At 67.1% G+C, this 15,493-nt stretch carries 16 protein-coding genes; 9 read left to right on the plus strand and 7 right to left on the minus strand.

Annotated elements, in window-relative coordinates:
* Positions 1-74: 74 nt before the first annotated feature.
* From AC3WRR_RS33375 to AC3WRR_RS33385, 3 genes are all read right to left on the minus strand, one after another.
* A complete protein-coding gene (locus AC3WRR_RS33375; RefSeq protein WP_010811190.1) occupies positions 75-629 on the minus strand; it encodes a DUF1439 domain-containing protein in 555 nt (184 codons plus the stop codon).
* A gap of 120 nt (positions 630-749) precedes the next feature.
* Positions 750-953 (minus strand): SlyX family protein, encoded by a 204-nt coding sequence (locus AC3WRR_RS33380; RefSeq protein WP_492299308.1) that lies wholly within the window; start codon positions 951-953, stop codon positions 750-752.
* 86 nt (positions 954-1,039) lie between these two features.
* Positions 1,040-1,465, minus strand: a complete 426-nt coding sequence (locus tag AC3WRR_RS33385; RefSeq protein ID WP_011617942.1) for a VOC family protein — start codon at positions 1,463-1,465, stop codon at positions 1,040-1,042.
* Positions 1,466-1,730: 265 nt separating this feature from the next.
* Here AC3WRR_RS33385 and AC3WRR_RS33390 point away from each other — a divergent pair, with 265 nt between their 5' ends.
* A complete protein-coding gene (locus AC3WRR_RS33390; RefSeq protein ID WP_011617941.1) occupies positions 1,731-2,678 on the plus strand; it encodes a LysR family transcriptional regulator in 948 nt (315 codons plus the stop codon).
* A 16-nt stretch (positions 2,679-2,694) separates the two neighbouring features.
* On the opposite strand, the gene AC3WRR_RS33395 is transcribed toward AC3WRR_RS33390, so the two are convergent.
* The 3 genes from AC3WRR_RS33395 to AC3WRR_RS33405 are packed head-to-tail and all read right to left on the minus strand — an operon-like array spanning position 2,695 to position 5,668.
* Positions 2,695-3,471, minus strand: a complete 777-nt coding sequence (locus AC3WRR_RS33395; protein WP_058697690.1) for an enoyl-CoA hydratase — start codon at positions 3,469-3,471, stop codon at positions 2,695-2,697.
* Positions 3,472-3,486: 15 nt separating this feature from the next.
* Positions 3,487-4,455: a tripartite tricarboxylate transporter substrate binding protein gene (locus tag AC3WRR_RS33400; protein WP_010811195.1), complete on the minus strand. Its 969-nt coding sequence runs from the start codon at positions 4,453-4,455 to the stop codon at positions 3,487-3,489.
* Positions 4,456-4,504: 49 nt separating this feature from the next.
* The gene (locus tag AC3WRR_RS33405; protein ID WP_011617940.1) at positions 4,505-5,668 is read right to left on the minus strand and encodes a CaiB/BaiF CoA transferase family protein; all 1,164 of its coding nucleotides are present in this window, start codon (positions 5,666-5,668) and stop codon (positions 4,505-4,507) included.
* A gap of 302 nt (positions 5,669-5,970) precedes the next feature.
* On the opposite strand from AC3WRR_RS33405, the gene argG reads away from it, so the two are divergent.
* The 4 genes from argG to AC3WRR_RS33425 all read left to right on the plus strand — a co-directional run bounded on the left by argG (position 5,971) and on the right by AC3WRR_RS33425 (position 10,708).
* Entirely contained in the window at positions 5,971-7,296 is a 1,326-nt protein-coding gene (argG, locus tag AC3WRR_RS33410) for an argininosuccinate synthase (RefSeq protein WP_010811197.1), read from the plus strand.
* A 232-nt stretch (positions 7,297-7,528) separates the two neighbouring features.
* The gene (locus AC3WRR_RS33415; RefSeq protein ID WP_010811198.1) at positions 7,529-8,869 is read left to right on the plus strand and encodes an MFS transporter; all 1,341 of its coding nucleotides are present in this window, start codon (positions 7,529-7,531) and stop codon (positions 8,867-8,869) included.
* Between the two features lie 17 nt (positions 8,870-8,886).
* Positions 8,887-9,477 carry an RBBP9/YdeN family alpha/beta hydrolase gene (locus AC3WRR_RS33420; protein ID WP_011617938.1) on the plus strand — a complete coding sequence of 197 codons (591 nt, stop codon included), beginning with the start codon at positions 8,887-8,889 and terminating at the stop codon, positions 9,475-9,477.
* Between the two features lie 67 nt (positions 9,478-9,544).
* Positions 9,545-10,708: a porin gene (locus tag AC3WRR_RS33425; protein ID WP_010811200.1), complete on the plus strand. Its 1,164-nt coding sequence runs from the start codon at positions 9,545-9,547 to the stop codon at positions 10,706-10,708.
* Positions 10,709-11,276: 568 nt separating this feature from the next.
* Here the strand turns inward: AC3WRR_RS33425 and AC3WRR_RS33430 are convergent.
* On the minus strand, positions 11,277-12,278 hold the full coding sequence (locus AC3WRR_RS33430) for an AraC family transcriptional regulator (RefSeq protein WP_010810820.1): 1,002 nt from the start codon (positions 12,276-12,278) through the stop codon (positions 11,277-11,279).
* A 116-nt stretch (positions 12,279-12,394) separates the two neighbouring features.
* On the opposite strand from AC3WRR_RS33430, the gene AC3WRR_RS33435 reads away from it, so the two are divergent.
* The 4 genes from AC3WRR_RS33435 to AC3WRR_RS33450 are packed head-to-tail and all read left to right on the plus strand — an operon-like array spanning position 12,395 to position 15,457.
* The gene (locus AC3WRR_RS33435) at positions 12,395-13,453 is read left to right on the plus strand and encodes a beta-keto acid cleavage family enzyme (RefSeq protein WP_010810819.1); all 1,059 of its coding nucleotides are present in this window, start codon (positions 12,395-12,397) and stop codon (positions 13,451-13,453) included.
* Positions 13,454-13,511: 58 nt separating this feature from the next.
* Positions 13,512-13,712 (plus strand): DUF1289 domain-containing protein, encoded by a 201-nt coding sequence (locus AC3WRR_RS33440; RefSeq protein WP_010810818.1) that lies wholly within the window; start codon positions 13,512-13,514, stop codon positions 13,710-13,712.
* Positions 13,709-14,425 (plus strand): DsbA family oxidoreductase, encoded by a 717-nt coding sequence (locus tag AC3WRR_RS33445; protein ID WP_492299311.1) that lies wholly within the window; start codon positions 13,709-13,711, stop codon positions 14,423-14,425. Before AC3WRR_RS33440 ends, AC3WRR_RS33445 begins: the two co-directional genes overlap by 4 nt.
* A gap of 57 nt (positions 14,426-14,482) precedes the next feature.
* Entirely contained in the window at positions 14,483-15,457 is a 975-nt protein-coding gene (locus AC3WRR_RS33450; RefSeq protein WP_011617936.1) for a Bug family tripartite tricarboxylate transporter substrate binding protein, read from the plus strand.
* Positions 15,458-15,493: the final 36 nt, after the last annotated feature.

A 15,493-nucleotide genomic window follows, 5' to 3' on the forward strand; every position in this document is an offset into this window, starting at 1 on the left:
GTTGGGGGTGGTGTTCAGAGGTGGCCGGGGTTGAGGTAGAGGAAGAAGGAGCGAGCCTGGCCCGCAGGCTATGCCTACCGCTGCTTCACCTCCACCCGCACCTCATCCTTGCCCACGGTAATCGCCCCCGGCTCCACGTCCTTGCCGCCGACGCGCAGTTCTTCGGGTTTGAACGTATAGACCGGATAGTCCTTCAGCAATTGCTGCGCAACCACAGCGCCGATGGCGTTGAGCTGTTCGCGGTATTGCCCCATGCCGGCGACTTCCACCTGCTGTACGGTCGGGTTGTCGAGCAGCACCGCGCGTTTGGCCGGGTCGTAGCGCACGCCGCTGTTCAGCGCGAGCTTGCCGTCTACCGGCGGGGAGGGCAGCAAGGCATTGGTCAGGCGTGCGTCGACATGGGTGGTGACGCGGTTGTTGGCCTCGTCCAGCACCAGCCGGGGATGGCTGAGCTGCACGCTGACGACTTCGGCGTAGCGCAGCGTGGCGGGGAAGCGCTGGTCCAGCGCGGTCTGCAGTTCCTGCCGGGAGAGGGAGTACTCGCCGGTCCAGATGTTGTAGCCGGCCAGCGCCGAGGAGGCACCAGCGACGCAGGCGGCGGCAATCAGCAGGGAAAGTTTCAGACGCATGTGGCGGATGGGGCGCGCCTGTCGAGGGCGGCGGTGAATGGAGCCAGCCTGTCAGACCGCGCGGGCGGGGTGGCGTTCCGTCACATCGGCGATCGGCCTGCATGGCGCGGGCCGCGTCGATCAGTAGTGCGGCGGGATTTCCTGCTGGGGATCGGCTTCGGCCGCGGTGGTGGCGGCGCTGCGCGCCTGCTGGTACAGCGCGCGGAACTGCTCCTGCAGCAGGTCGATCTGCTGCTGCTGGCGCGCCACGGTGCTGTTCAGGGTATCAAGCAGGTCTTCCTGGAAGGCGAGCTTGATTTCGAGTTCGTTGATGCGATCGTCCATGGCGTGGTTTCTCCGGCAGGCGGCGCATTGTAAGCCCTTATGCTCAAGGGGCGCGTCGCTGCCGGGAAACCTGCGCGATGCGCGGCTTACTTCGGTGCCGACAGCAGCATCCACATGATGCCGAAGCGGTCGGTGACCATGCCGAACTGGTCGGCAAAGAAAGTCTTGTCCAGCGGCATCACTACCTGGCCGCCTTCCTTCAGGCCGTTGAAGGCCTTTTCGACCGCAGCCTTGTCAGGATAGTTGATCGACAGGGCGAAGCCATGGAAGTCGGGCTGGTTCGAGCAGCGGCCGTCGGAGGCCATGATCACGCTGTCGCCGATCTGGAACTCCATGTGCATGACCTTGTCTTCGGTGCCGGCGCCGGGCTGGCAACCCTCGCCGCCCTTGCCGGCCTCCGGGTTGTCCTTGAACGTCATCCGCATGTTGACCTTGGCGCCGAGAATCTTCTTATAGAACTCAACGGCTTCATCGCAACGGCCTTCGAAGAACAGATAGGGCTGGACTTGCATGACAACTCCTGTAGGCAGGCCGCCGCTCGGGCGGCCGTGGATATCGGCATGGCGCGCGAATCAGGCGGCGCGCTGGCAACTGGCGCATGCTTTTGTGTACGCCGTCCACAATACCTTAGCAAAGAAAATGGACGACGTCCACATTAAATGGGCGGAGTGTGTGCAGACTGGAGGGCGGGCGGGAAGTCCACGGTGCTGCACTAGAATGGCCGCGACACCACCAAGCGCCAATCCTTTCGACCGTCCTGCCCCAAGCGGAGTTGCCTTGCGTTACGAACTGACCGACCTGCGCCTGTTCCAGGCCATTGCCGATGCGCAAAGCCTGTCAGGTGGCGCTTCGGCCACGCATATCACCGCGTCGGCGGCGAGCTACCGGCTGAAGAACCTGGAGCACGCGATGGGCACGCCGCTGTTCGTGCGTACCGCGCGCGGCATGGAGCTGACGCCGGCCGGCGAAACCCTGCTGGTCCATGTGCGCGAACTGCTGCTTGGCGTCGAGCGCATGCACGGCGAGGTGGGACGCTTTTCTGCCGGACTGAAGGGCAATATCCGGCTGCTGGCCAACAGCAGTTCGCTCAACGGTTTCATCATCCCGAGCGTGAGCCGCTTCCTGCTGGCCAACCCGGATGTGAACATCGACCTTGAGGAGCGCGCCAGCCAGTCGATCCTGGCGGCGGTGGCGGCCCATGAAGCCGATGTCGGCATCCTGGCGGGCGATTTCCAGACGGGCGGCGAAGCCACCGGGGTGCGCTCGGTGCGCTACGCGCGCGACGAGCTGATCCTTGCGGTGGCCGCGGATCACCCGCTGGCGCGCGAGCCCGAAGTGCGCTTCGGCGCGGCGCTGGCCTTCGACTTTGTCTGCATGAGCCGCACCAGCAGCAACTTCCTGTTCCTGCGCGACATGGCGCAGCGCGCGGGCAAGGGGCCCAACGTGCGGCTGCATGCGCACAGCTTCGATGCGGTATTGTCGCTGGCCGAGGCCGGAGTGGGGGTGGCGCTGGTACCGCGCAGCGTGGCGGCGCAGGCCCTGCGCGAGGCGCGCGTGGTGGGGGTGCGGCTGGCAGAGCCGTGGGCGCTGCGCGAACTGAACCTGATCGTGCGCGCCGACGGCAAGCTGCCGGCGTTTGCCGAGGCCTTTGCGCAGTTCCTGCTGAACGATCCGCGCGTGGTGGCCACGCGCGAAGGCGGCGCCGTGGCAGCCACGGCGCCGTAAACACTTTCCCCGCGCTTCAGCGCTTGCGGTTCAGGAAGGTGGCCATGTGCTGCTGTGGCTCGCCGGTGTCGAAGGCGCTGCCGAACTCGGACACGCTGTCGTTGATCGAGACTTCCAGCGGCGCATCTTCCCACTCGCGCAGCAGGCGCTTCTGCTGGCGCACCGCGACCGGGCCGAAGCCGGCCAGCAGCGCGGCCACGCGTTCGATTTCCAGGTCCAGCTCCGCCAGCGGCACCACGCGGCTCACCAGCCCCCATTGCAGCGCCTCGGCGGCATCGGTGATCTCGCCCGTCAGCAGCATCCACGCCGTGCGCGCATTGCCGATCAGGCGCGGCATCAGCGCGGCGTGGATCACCGACGGGATGCCGACCTTCACTTCCGGCATGCCCAGCTGCGCGTTGTCGGCGGCGATGCGGATATCGCACGCCAGCGCCAGTTCCAGCCCGCCGCCCAGGCACCAGCCCGGCATGCGCGCGATCACCGGCACCGGCAGGTGGCGCACGGCGTCGCACAGGCGGCGCAGGCCGCTGATGAAGGCCTCGGCGCTGGCGCGGTCCAGTGCGGCCATTTCCTTGATGTCGGCACCGCCGACAAAGCCTTTCTCGCCGGCGCCGCGCAGCACCAGCACGCGTACCGCGTCATTGCCGGCCAGCGCTTCGATGGCGCGCGTGAGCGATGCGATCACCGGCGTGCTCAGGATATTGAGCGAGCCCGCCTCGCGGATGGTGACGGTGGCGATGCCGCGCGCGTCGATCTCGACGCCGGCGTGCGGTTCTTGCTGAAGTGCGCTCATGTCGTTCCTTGTGGCTTACTGGAGCCTGGTGAAATGGATGTCCTCGACGACTTGCTTCCAGTGCGCATTCTGCGCCCGGATCAGGTCGCCGAAGGCCTTGCGCGAACTCGGTGCCGGGATCGCACCTTGTTTCTCGATGGCGGCGATCACCTCGGGCTCGGCCAATACCTGGCGCACGGCGTCGTTGAGCTTGTCGAGAATGGCCGAGGGCGTGCCCGCCGGTGCGCCCAGGCCGAACCACGACGGGTTGTTCATCGCCGGTAGGCCGGCCTCGGCATAGGTCGGCACATTGGGCAGCACCTTCAGGCGCTGCTGCGCGGCGACCGCCAGCGGCTTCAGGCGCCCGCCCTGGATCAGGCCAGACGACGACGGGATATTGTCGAACACCACCTGGATCTGGCCTGCCACCGCATCGTTGAGCGCCGGGCCCAGGCCCTTGTATGGCACGTGCAGCATGCGCGTGCCGGTGGCGTTCATGAACAGCTCGCCGTTCATATGGCTCAGTCCGCCGTTGCCGGACGAGCCGAACGAGTACTTGCCCGGGTTGGCCTTCAGCAGCTTGATGAACGACTGCAGGTCCGTGGCCGGGAACGCCGGGTTGACCACCAGCACGTTGGGCACGTCGGCCAGGTTGCTGACCGGCGCGAAGTCCTTGACCGGGTCATAGGCGGTCTTCAGGTAGACGTTGGGGTTGACGGCGTGCGAGCTCTCCACCTCCATCACCAGCGTGTAGCCGTCGGCCGGCTGCCTGGCCGCGTAGGCGCTGCCGACCGCGCCGCCGGCGCCCGGGCGGTTCTCGACCACCACCGGTTGCCCCAGCACCGGGCCCAGGCGCGTGCCGACGATGCGGGCAATGATGTCGGTGGTGCCGCCGGCGGCGTAGGGGACGATCAGCTTGATCGGCCGGTCGGGATACGCGCTTGCATGCGCGGCGCCGCTTGCGCATGCCGCCAGCAGCGCGATGGCGGTGAAGGTCGGTTTCATCGGTGTCTCCGTGTCGGTGTTTTTGGTCTCGTGGGTAGCTGCGCGCCGTTCAGCCCGCCGGGCTGTGTTCGCCCAGCAGCGGCGGCGGTGGCAGCGGCAGGTCGTGCCCGGCCAGCATCGGGTTGCGCACCATGGGTACGCGGCCCATGACGGGGTGTTCGGCCATCTGCATCAGCCCGCGGTGCTGGACCTGCGGGTGGGCGAAGACTTCGGCCATGGTGTGGATCGGCCCCCAGGGCACGCCGGCCGCATCGAAGGCATCGGTCCACGCAGCGCGGGTGCGCGTGGGGAAGAGATCGGTCAGCAGGGCGCGCAGCGCGGGCAGGTGTTCGATGCGCGCGGAATTGGTGGCATAGCGCGGGTCCTGCGCAAGATCCGGCATGCCGGCAACGGCGCAGAAGCGCGCAAACTGGCTGTCATTGCCGATCGCCAGGATCAGGTGGCCGTCGGCGCAGCGGAACACCTCATAGGGCGCGCAGTTGGGATGAGCGTTGCCGCTGCGCTGCGGGTTCTGGCCCGACACCAGGTAGTTGGCAGCCTGGTTGGCGTTCATCGCCACCGCGACATCGAGCAGCGCGATATCCAGGTGCGCACCGAGCCCGGTCGCCTGGCGCTGGTACAGCGCGGCCAGGACTGCGGAGGTGGCATACATGCCGGTGCTCAGGTCGACCACGGCGACGCCGGTGCGCAGCGGCCCGGCGCCGGGCGTGCCGTCGGGCTGGCCGGTGTAGCTCATCAGCCCGCCCATGCCCTGGAATACATAGTCGTAGCCGGGTTTGTCCGCCATCGGCCCACTCTGGCCGAAGCCGGTGATCGACAGGTAGACCAGGCGCGGGTTGAGCGCCTTGAGCGTGTCGTAGTCCAGCCCGTAGCGGCGCAGCGTGCCGACCTTGTAGTTCTCGACCAGCACGTCGGCCTCGCGCGCCAGCTCACGTACCTGCGCCGCGCCCTCGGGCGTGCCGTAGTCGATCGCGACCGAGCGCTTGCCGCGGTTGCAGCAGATGAAGTAGCCGGACAGGCGCCGGGTGTCGCCGCTGCCCTCGGGCGCTTCCAGGTAGGGCGGGCCCCAGCCGCGGGTATCGTCGCCGCGCTCCGGGTGCTCGACCTTGGTTACCTCGGCGCCCAGGTCGGCCAGGTTCTGGGTACACCAGGGACCGGCCAGGATGCGCGACAGGTCCAGGACCCGGACTCCTTCCAGGGCACGATGCAGCATGACGACTCCGCTTTCAGACAACAGTGCGGCGGAGTATAGGGAGGGGTCCTGGCGCGAACCAGTCGAGAGTTTTGAAAGGCGCGTTCGCGGGATTTGAATGGTCCGGCGGGCCCGGATGCAGGTGGCGCCGGCGCCCCCGCCAGTCCCGGCGTTTGGCGCGTGGGCGCTGCCGTGTCACAATTCGCGTTTGGCACTGACGCGGCGCGTGACTCGGCCGGCCGCGTCGCCGTGCTTCCCGCCGCCCCGGCGCGCGTATTGGAAGCCCGCCCAAGAGCCGACAAATTCACTTAGATTTTCTGGCGATGACTACCATCCTGCAGCACATTCCTTCCGGCCAGCGCGTCGGAATCGCCTTCTCCGGCGGCCTTGACACCAGCGCGGCACTCCTCTGGATGCGCCAGAAGGGCGCTGTCCCCTACGCCTACACCGCCAACCTGGGCCAGCCCGACGAGCCCGACTACGAGGACATCCCGCGCCGCGCCAAGGCCTACGGCGCCGAGGAAGCCCGCCTGGTCGACTGCCGCACGCAACTGGTGGCCGAAGGCATCGCCGCCATGCAGTGCGGCGCGTTCCATATCTCGACCGCCGGCATCACCTACTTCAACACCACCCCGATCGGCCGCGCCGTCACCGGCACCATGCTGGTTGCTGCGATGAAGGAAGATGGCGTCAATATCTGGGGCGATGGCAGCACGTTCAAGGGCAATGACATTGAACGCTTCTACCGCTACGGTCTCCTGACCAACCCCGGCCTGCAGATCTACAAGCCGTGGCTGGACCAGCAGTTCATCGACGAACTGGGCGGCCGCGCCGAGATGTCGGAGTTCATGCGCCAGAACGGCTTCGATTACAAGATGTCGGCCGAAAAGGCGTACTCGACCGACTCCAACATGCTGGGCGCCACCCACGAGGCCAAGGACCTGGAGCACCTGGATTCGGGCATCCGCATCGTGCAGCCGATCATGGGCGTGCAGTTCTGGCGCGATGACGTGGAAGTCAAGCGCGAGGAAGTCACCGTGCGCTTCGAGGAAGGCCAGCCGGTCGCGCTGAACGGCCAGACCTTCGCCAACAGCGTCGACCTGTTCATGGAAGCCAACCGCATCGGCGGGCGCCATGGCCTGGGCATGAGCGACCAGATCGAGAACCGCATCATCGAAGCCAAGAGCCGCGGCATCTACGAAGCCCCGGGCCTGGCGCTGCTGTTCATCGCCTACGAGCGCCTGATCACCGGCATCCACAACGAAGATACCATCGAGCAGTACCGCGACAACGGCCGCCGCCTTGGCCGCCTGCTGTACCAGGGCCGCTGGTTCGACCCGCAAGCCATCATGCTGCGCGAAACCGCCCAGCGCTGGGTGGCCGGCGCCATCACCGGCGAAGTCACCATCGAACTGCGCCGCGGCAACGACTACTCGATCCTGAACACCACCTCGCCCAACCTGACCTACAAGCCGGAACGGCTGACCATGGAAAAGGGCGAGTCGATGTTCACGCCGCTGGACCGTATCGGCCAGCTGACCATGCGCACGCTGGATATCGTCGACACGCGCGAGAAGCTGCAGACGTATGCCAAGAGCGGCCTGCTGTCGACCAAGGTCAGTGCCTCGCTGCCGAAGCTGGAAGACTGAGCGTCGCCGCGCCTCGCCTGACGGCGGGCCAGCCAGAAACCGGCACCTTCGGGTGCCGGTTTTTTTTCGTCTCGGCGTTTTCCCCAGCTGTCCCGGAATGTCAAACGTACGTCCCGGAATATCAAACCGCGCGGTCCCGATCGCCAGATACTGCGTGCGCTCGTCGCCCTTCGGGGGCGGGCTGTGAACGCACGGCGGCGCGAAGACCGCCGGTCTGCTTCCGGAGACGCCCATGTCCAGACCTCGCCTTGCCCTTGCCGCAGAGCCGGCCACGCCGGCCCTGCCGGCTGTTGCCGGACCGCGCTATGCGTGGCTCGTCTTTGCGCTGACGTTCGCGCTGCTGCTGTCGGACTACATGTCGCGCCAGGTGCTCAACGCGGTGTTTCCGCTGCTGAAGGCCGAATGGCAGCTCGGTGATACAGAGCTGGGCGCGCTCGGCGGCGTGGTGGCGCTGATGGTGGGCGTGCTCGCGATTCCGCTGTCGCTGCTGGCCGACCGCTGGGGACGCGTGCGCAGCCTGATCCTGATGGCGGCGCTGTGGAGCCTGGCCACGCTGGGCTGCGCGGTGGCGGACAGCTTCGGCCAGATGTTCCTGGCGCGGCTTTGCGTCGGCATCGGCGAGGCGGCCTATGGCAGCGTGGGTATCGCGGTGGTGGTGTCGGTGTTCCCGCGCCATCTGCGCGCCAGCCTCAGCGCGGCATTCATTGCCGGCGGCGCGTTCGGCTCGGTGCTTGGCATGGGGCTGGGCGGCGTTCTGTCGGCCCATTTTGGCTGGCGCATCGCCTTTGCCGGGATCGCCGGCTTCGGCCTGGTGATGGTGGCGCTCTACTACCTGACGATCAGCGAGCATCGGCTGCGCGGGCTCCAGCAACGCGTGGGCGCGGCCAACGGCGACGCCGCGGCCTCGGCCCGGCAACTGGAGCCGCGCCGGATCGTACGCGAGCTGCTGACGGTGCCTTCCATGCTCTGCGCCTGCGCGGGAAGTGCGCTGCAGCTGCTGGTGATGGCGGCGCTGCTGGGCTGGCTGCCCAGCTTCCTGTCGCGCGACTACGGCATGGCGACCGGGCGCGCCGGCGTGGCCGCGGCAATGCTGGTGCTGATGGCCGGCGTAGGCATGGTGGCCTGCGGTGCGCTGACCGACCGCGTGGCGCGGCGCGTGCCCGCGCGCAAATGGCAGATGGCCATCGCCTACAGCGTGATTTGCTGCGTCTTGCTGATGACGGCGTTCCGGCTGCCCGCGGGCCACGCGCAGCTGGTGCTGATCGGCGCGGGCATGCTGGTGGTGGGCGGCACCGCCGGCCCCGCCAGTGCGATGGTGGCCAACCTGACGCGGCCTGCCATCCATGCGACCGCGTTTGCCACGCTGACCCTGATCAACAACCTGCTGGGGCTGGCACCAGGCCCGTTCCTGACCGGCGTGCTGGCCGACCACATCGGCCTGACCGGCGCGCTGCAATGGATTCCGCTGGCCGGTGCGGCCGCGGCCCTGCTGTTCTGCCTCGGTCGCCGGCATTACGCGGCGGACCTGCGCCGCCTGGATGGCCACGCTGTGCCTCACGTTATTCCTGCCTGACTCTTTCCAATCCGACCATGACTGCTACCACCCACACTGTCCTGATGGTGCCGGGCCTGCGCGACCACGTCGCCGAGCACTGGCAAACGCTGCTGCAAGCCGAACTGCAGGCGCAGGGGCACGACGTCCGCTGCGTGCCGCCGCTGGAGCACGACAAGCTCAGCTGCGCGGCTCGCGTCGCTGCACTCGATGCGGAACTGGCGGACATCGACAAGCCGGTCGTGCTGGTCGCGCACAGCGCCGGCGTGATGATCACCGTGCACTGGGCGGCACGGCACCAGCGCCAGATCCTGGGCGCGCTGCTGGTGACGCCGCCGGATTTCGCGCAGCCGCTGCCGCCCGGCTATCCGGCGCCGGACGCGCTGGTGCAGGGGGGCTGGCTGCCGACGCCGCTCGCGCCCCTGCCGTTCCCAACTTTGGTTGCTGCCAGCGGCAACGACCCTTTGGCCAGCCATGCGCGCGTCGCGGAGATGGCCGCCGCATGGGGCGGCCGGCTGGTGGACCTGGGCAACGTCGGCCACCTCAACCCTGCCGCGGGCTACGGCCCGTGGCCGCGTGCCCATGACTTGCTGGCGGAACTGGGCACCCTGGTCACGCGCGATTCGTGACCTCGCCGCATCCGCGGCACAACAAAAGAATCCGGCCGCAAAGGCCGGGCAATCAAGGAGGAGAAAAATGAAAACCAGAAGTACCGTCATGGCCCTGATGCTGGGCTGTCCGCTGGCGGCCGCCGCGCAATCGTCGGTCACGCTGTATGGCGTGGCGGACGTCAATGTCGAGTACGTGAACCGCGTCGGCGCTGTGCCGGTTGCCACCAACGGCTTCAACCCGGGGCCAGGCGACAAGGTGTTCCGCATGGCCTCGGGCGGGCTGTCCGGGTCGCGCTGGGGCCTGCGCGGCGCGGAAGATCTTGGTGCGGGATGGCAGGCGTCGTTCGTGCTGGAAAGCGGCTTCAGCCTGGACAGCGGCACCATGCAGCAGAGCGGCCGCCTGTTCGGCCGCCAGGCCTTTGTCGCGCTGCAGCGCGCCGGCATCGGCCAGCTCAGCCTGGGCCGCCAGTACACGTCGATCTTTGAAGCGCTGGCGAACTTCTCGCCTACTGCCTACGCCACGCAATATGAACCGGTGGTGCTGCAGGCGGGCGCCAATTTCCGCGAGGACAACACGGTCAAGTACACCGGCCAGTTCGGCCCGCTGACGGCGCGCGCGCACTGGTCGTTCGGCGCCGGGCTGGCGCTGCCGCAAACGGTTGGCATTGCCACGCCGATCGGCGGCAATGGCGAAGTGCCCGGACAGTTCCGGCGTGACACCGCCTACGGGGCCTCGCTGGCATATGGCACCGGGCCGTTCGGCGCCACTATTGGCTATGACCAGTGGAACCCCACCATCGGCACCAGCAATGGCACCGTGCGCAAGGCGGTCGTGGCGGCGAGCTATGCCTTCGGTCCGGCCAAGATCATGGGGGGCTATCGCTGGGGTCAGAACAAGAATGCCGCTGACGTGGTGATCCAGCGCGATGACTATTACTGGATCGGCGCCAACTACCAGGTCACCCCCGCCGTGGGGCTGACGCTGGAGTACAACTATGACAATGTCAGGAGCCTGTTCGGCAATACGCAGGTCGCCAATCCGTGGCAGCTTGCTTTTGTTGCCAACTATGCGTTCTCGCGGCGCACGGATGTGTACCTGTCTACGGCCTATGCTCGCAATGCCGGGCTGATGCTGGAGTCGCTGGCCACGGTCTATGCCAACAGCCTGTCGTTGGGCAACAGCTATGCGGCGGCCAACGGGCAGCGCAGCATGGTTGGCGTGGCTTTGGGGATGCGGCACAAGTTTTGAGTTGGCTGCAGTTGGATTGTTGCCATGCGGTCGGTTGTCGTTCTTGGCATACGTGGCTGTTTCGCCGGCTTAGCCGGCGAGTCACTTTTTGTCCGAGCGACAAAAAGCGTAGGCCGCCTGCTGCCAGCCGCATCGCGGGGACGCCTACGGCTGCTGCGCAGGCTCAAATTGCGTTGACGGTCATTGGGCGCTTGCGCGGAGCGCAGCCGAAGGCGTTGATGCGATATCGCTCGAGAGCGCGGGCCACCGCCCGACTTGGGGATCGTTCAAAAGCCGGTTATCGCAGGCACTGTCCCTGACTCACATGGCGTAGCAGGGTCGAACCGCGATCACATCCAAACGGCAAGCACCGCCGCCCATATGACCGACGCCGCGTAATTGATTGCCAGCCGCATAGGCGACGCGTTTCTTGCCTACTTCTTGTCGCTTGGACAAGAAGTAGGTCGCCGGCTACGCCGGCGAAACAGCCACGCTAGTCAAGAACGACAACCGACCGCGTAGCGACAGCCCAATCAACCACACCCGCCAACAGCCGCCACCCTCAAATTCGCAAAGAACCTTTCCTCTACTACCCCGCCTGCGCCCGCCATGCCGACACGCTGCGCCCAAAACGCCCGCTGAACCACCGCGAGAACGCGCTCAGCGACGAAAACCCCAGCAGCGCGGCCACTTCCGACAGCGGACGCTCGCGGTTCTCCAGGTAGCGGATTACCAGGTCGGCACGGGCCTCGGCAAGGATGTCGGAGTAGGTCGTATGTTCCTGCCCGAGCCGCCGATGCACGGTGCGCCGGTCGACGCTCAGGTGCTGGGCCACGCGTTCGACCGAGCACAGTCCGGTGGGCAGCAGCGCATAGACCAGCTTGCGCACCATGTCCGACATGGTCGCCGCGGTCGACTGCGCCAGCAGCGTGCCGAGATAGTGCTTCACCTGCTGCGCCATCACCGGGTCATACGACGGCAACGGCGCCTCCAGGTCCGAGGCCAGGCAGACGATGCCGTCGAAATCCTGGTTGAAGGTGCAGGGCATGCCGAACACGCGTGAAAACGTGGCCGCGTTGGCCGGCGCGGGGTGGGTGAAGCAGATGCTGCGCGGCCGCCAGGACTGCCCCAGGAACAGCCTCAGCATCCGGAACACCACGCCGACCGCGAGGTCGGCGGCCTGCCGCAAGGTGCCCGGCGCTTCGGTGAGCACCTGCAGCCGGATCATCACCAGTTCATCGCTGTCTTCGATACGCATCGACAGCGATTCATTCTGCAGGCCCATGTAGCGGACCATCGACTCCAGCGCGCGGCGCAGCGTGGGCTCTTCACGCACCACGAAGGCGAGCGGGCCGAGGTTGGAGAACTCGCGCAGCTCGGCCATGCGCAGGCCGAAATCGTCGGCCCCGGTGGCGTGTGCCGACGCATCCAGCAAGCGGCCGACCGAGGCCGCGGGGATGCGGATATCGGGATCGAGCAGGACCGAGCGGTTGATCTTTGCCGCCCTCAGTTGCTGGTACGGATCGAGCCCCAGCGAACGCGCGACTTCCACGTAATTGGTCAGGCTGGCGCTGCGCAGATAGTAGGACATTGGGCGGATTCCGTGCTTTCCCTGAGTGTCCCGAAATGTAAATCGGATGTCCCCAATCGTCAAATCGCGGCCGGTCGTTCACCGATACTCCAACCACTAACCAACCGGAGCCATCCATGCAATTCCTTGACGATTCCCTGCACCCCGAAAACATGGACAAGGTGGTGATCACCGTTGCGCCCTATGGCCCGGAATGGATGCCGCAGGACTTTCCCGAAGACATCCCCGTCACCATGGAAGAGCAGGTCCAGAAAGCCGTGGACTGCTACAACGCCGGCGCCACGGTGCTGCACCTGCACGTGCGCGAACTGGACGGCAAGGGCTCCAAGCGCTTGTCCAAGTTCAACGAGCTGATCGCCGGCGTGCGCGCCGCGGTGCCGGACATGATCATCCAGGTGGGCGGCTCGATCTCGTTTGCGCCGGAAGACGACGGCCAGGCGGCCAAGTGGCTGTCCGACGACACCCGCCACATGCTGGCGGAGCTGGAGCCCAAGCCCGACCAGGTGACCGTGGCGATCAACACCACGCAGATGAACATCATGGAGTTGCTCTATCCGGAATACCTGAAGGGCACCTCGCTGGAACACCCGGCCTACCAGGCCGCCTATCGCGAAATGACCGTGCCGGCCGGCCCGGGCTGGGTGGAAGAGCACCTGCGCCGGCTGCAGGCCTCGGGCATCCAGCCGCATTTCCAGCTGACCGGCATGCACGCGCTGGAAACGCTGGAGCGGCTGGTGCGCGCCGGCGTCTACACCGGCCCGCTGAACCTGACCTGGATCGGCATCGGCGGCGGCTTCGACGGCCCCAATCCGTTCAACTTCTTCAACTTCGTGCACCGCGCGCCGGACGGCTGCACGCTGACCGCCGAGTCGCTGCTGAAGAACGTGCTGCCGTTCAACATGATGGCGATGGCGATGGGCCTGCACCCGCGCTGCGGCATCGAAGACACCATCATCGACCAGCACGGCAACCGCATGACCTCGGTGCAGCAGATCGAGCAGTGCGTGCGCGTGGCGCATGAACTGGGCCGCGAGATCGCATCGGGCAAGGAAGCCCGCGAGATCTACCGCATCGGCACCTGGTACGACAGCGCCGACGCCACGCTGGAAGCCAATGGCATGGCGCCCAACCGCAAGGCGGGGCAGAAGAACCTGCCGCTGCGCGCGGCGGCCTGACCCTGGCCACAGGGCCGGCATACCGGCCGGCCCTTGCCATGCACTACCGGAGTTCGTGATGCATCACCCTGACGCCCTCGCCAATCCCTGCATCAACATCTGCCGCATGGACCTCGCCAACCGCTATTGCCAGGGCTGCGCCAGGACACGGCTGGAAATCGGGCGCTGGGCGCAGATGAGCGAGGCGGAGCGTGCGCAAGTGCTGGCGGCGGCGCCGGCCCGCCGCGGGCAGCGTGCCGCTACGGGCGCTCTGCCATGAACCAGCCCGTCTCCCTCTTCATCCAGGTCGGGTTCGACCTGGTCTGCCCCTGGTGCATGATCGGCAAGCGCCATCTTGAAACGGCGCTGGCGCAACTGGCCCAGCAACGGCCCAATGTAGCAGTCACGGTCGAATGGCGCAGCTCTCTCCTGTTTCCGACGCTGCCGCCTGCCGGCATCCCCTATCGCAAGTTCAGCCTGGCGCGGCTTGGCAGCGCCGAAGCCGTGGCGCTGCGGCAGGCGCAGGTATGCGCCGCGGCGCGCGAGGCCGGCATCACGCTGGAACTTGACCGCATCGAAGTGCTGCCCAACACCGTGCTTGCGCATCGCCTGATCCGGTATGCGCGCCAGGCTGGTGGCGAGGCGGCCGCATCCGTGCTGATCGACCGATTGTTTGAAGGGTACTTCCTGCGCGGCGAGGACCTCGGCGATCCACGCGTGCTGCACGCCGCGGCGATCGCCTCCGGCATGCCGATGCCGCAAGCGGCGGCACCGGCCACTGCGCAAGACCTGGCATGGCTGCCGCCGCTGCATGGCGAGGATGTGCCGCTACCCAATCCCGGCCTGGGCGTGCCGCGCTTTGTGATCAACGGTGCGCCGCCGATCGCTGGCGCCAGGCCGCCGCGTGCCTTGCTGGAGGCAATGCTGCGGGCGCTGGCCCGCGCGTCTCCCGCTTCCCCACCCCCGCCAGGCATCGCGCTCACCGCCCGGTGACGCCGCGCCCGCCCGGCAATGCTGGACAGAAGATCCATACTACATAACGGAGACAACATGCCCACCCACCCTTCATTCCTGCTGCGTATCGCCGCCGTGGCGGCCGGCCTGGCGCTGGCGGCTCCCGCTGCCATGGCCTGGACCAGCAAGCCGGTCCGGATGCTGGTGCCCGCCCCCGCGGGCGGCACCATGGACGTGCTCGCGCGCCTGCTGGCAGACCAGCTGTCGGCCGACCTTGGCCACCCCGTGGTGGTCGACAACAAGCCGGGCGCCGGCGGCGGCATTGCCATCACTACCATGCTGGCCGCGCCCGCTGATGGCCAGACCATCATGGTCACCGCCAGCAATGTGCTGACCGAGATCCCGCATGTGCTCAAGCAGCCGTTCGACCCGCTGAAAGACGTCAGGCCCGTCGCCGCCGTGGCGCGTTCGCGCATGGTGATGATTGGCGCGCCTGGCCTGCCGGCCAAGGACCTGAAGGGCCTGGTCAGCTACGCCCGGGCCAATCCGGGCAAGCTCAGCTTTGCTTCGTACAGCGCCGGCACCGCTTCGCACTACGCGGGCATGATCATGAACCAGAAGGCCGGGCTGGACTTGCAGCATGTGCCCTTTGCCGGTTCCGCGCCGGCGCTGACGCAGGTGATGGGCAATCAGATTGCCGTGATGTACGACGGCATGGTGACCTCGCTGCCGATGATCCGTGCCGGCAAGGTGCAGGTCTATGCCGTGGCGTCGAAGAGCCGCTCGGCGCTGCTGCCGCAGGTGCCAACCTTTGCGGAAATGGGTTACCCCGACATGGAGTTCAGCAACTGGGTGGGCGTGATTGCGTCGTCGAAGCTGTCGCCCGAACTGGCCGAGAAGGTCCACGCGGCTGCCTACAAGGCCGCGGCTTCTGCCAAGGTGCGTGACCGCATGGAGGCGCTCGGTTATGAGCCGCTGCCGGCGCAGCCCCTGCCGCAACTGAGCGAATCAGTGCGCACGGAGTTCGAGCGCAATGCCGGCATCGTCAAGGCGTTCAATATCCAGCCCTGAGTCAGTTCCCGGCAACGCAAAAGGGCAGCCTCATCC

It is taken from the genome of Cupriavidus sp. FW305-3-2-15-C-LB2, from assembly GCF_058787575.1.

Bases quoted from the DNA above. Each gene is read 5' to 3' on its own strand.
- AC3WRR_RS33375 (WP_010811190.1), bottom strand. From the start codon at position 629: ATGCGTCTGAAACTTTCCCTGCTGATTGCCGCCGCCTGCGTCGCTGGT.
- AC3WRR_RS33380 (WP_492299308.1), bottom strand. From the start codon at position 953: ATGGACGATCGCATCAACGAACTCGAAATCAAGCTCGCCTTCCAGGAA.
- AC3WRR_RS33385 (WP_011617942.1), bottom strand. From the start codon at position 1,465: ATGCAAGTCCAGCCCTATCTGTTCTTCGAAGGCCGTTGCGATGAAGCC.
- AC3WRR_RS33395 (WP_058697690.1), bottom strand. From the start codon at position 3,471: ATGAGCGCACTTCAGCAAGAACCGCACGCCGGCGTCGAGATCGACGCG.
- AC3WRR_RS33400 (WP_010811195.1), bottom strand. From the start codon at position 4,455: ATGAAACCGACCTTCACCGCCATCGCGCTGCTGGCGGCATGCGCAAGC.
- AC3WRR_RS33405 (WP_011617940.1), bottom strand. From the start codon at position 5,668: ATGCTGCATCGTGCCCTGGAAGGAGTCCGGGTCCTGGACCTGTCGCGC.
- argG (WP_010811197.1), top strand. From the start codon at position 5,971: ATGACTACCATCCTGCAGCACATTCCTTCCGGCCAGCGCGTCGGAATC.
- AC3WRR_RS33415 (WP_010811198.1), top strand. From the start codon at position 7,529: ATGTCCAGACCTCGCCTTGCCCTTGCCGCAGAGCCGGCCACGCCGGCC.
- AC3WRR_RS33420 (WP_011617938.1), top strand. From the start codon at position 8,887: ATGACTGCTACCACCCACACTGTCCTGATGGTGCCGGGCCTGCGCGAC.
- AC3WRR_RS33425 (WP_010811200.1), top strand. From the start codon at position 9,545: ATGAAAACCAGAAGTACCGTCATGGCCCTGATGCTGGGCTGTCCGCTG.
- AC3WRR_RS33430 (WP_010810820.1), bottom strand. From the start codon at position 12,278: ATGTCCTACTATCTGCGCAGCGCCAGCCTGACCAATTACGTGGAAGTC.
- AC3WRR_RS33435 (WP_010810819.1), top strand. From the start codon at position 12,395: ATGCAATTCCTTGACGATTCCCTGCACCCCGAAAACATGGACAAGGTG.
- AC3WRR_RS33440 (WP_010810818.1), top strand. From the start codon at position 13,512: ATGCATCACCCTGACGCCCTCGCCAATCCCTGCATCAACATCTGCCGC.
- AC3WRR_RS33445 (WP_492299311.1), top strand. From the start codon at position 13,709: ATGAACCAGCCCGTCTCCCTCTTCATCCAGGTCGGGTTCGACCTGGTC.
- AC3WRR_RS33450 (WP_011617936.1), top strand. From the start codon at position 14,483: ATGCCCACCCACCCTTCATTCCTGCTGCGTATCGCCGCCGTGGCGGCC.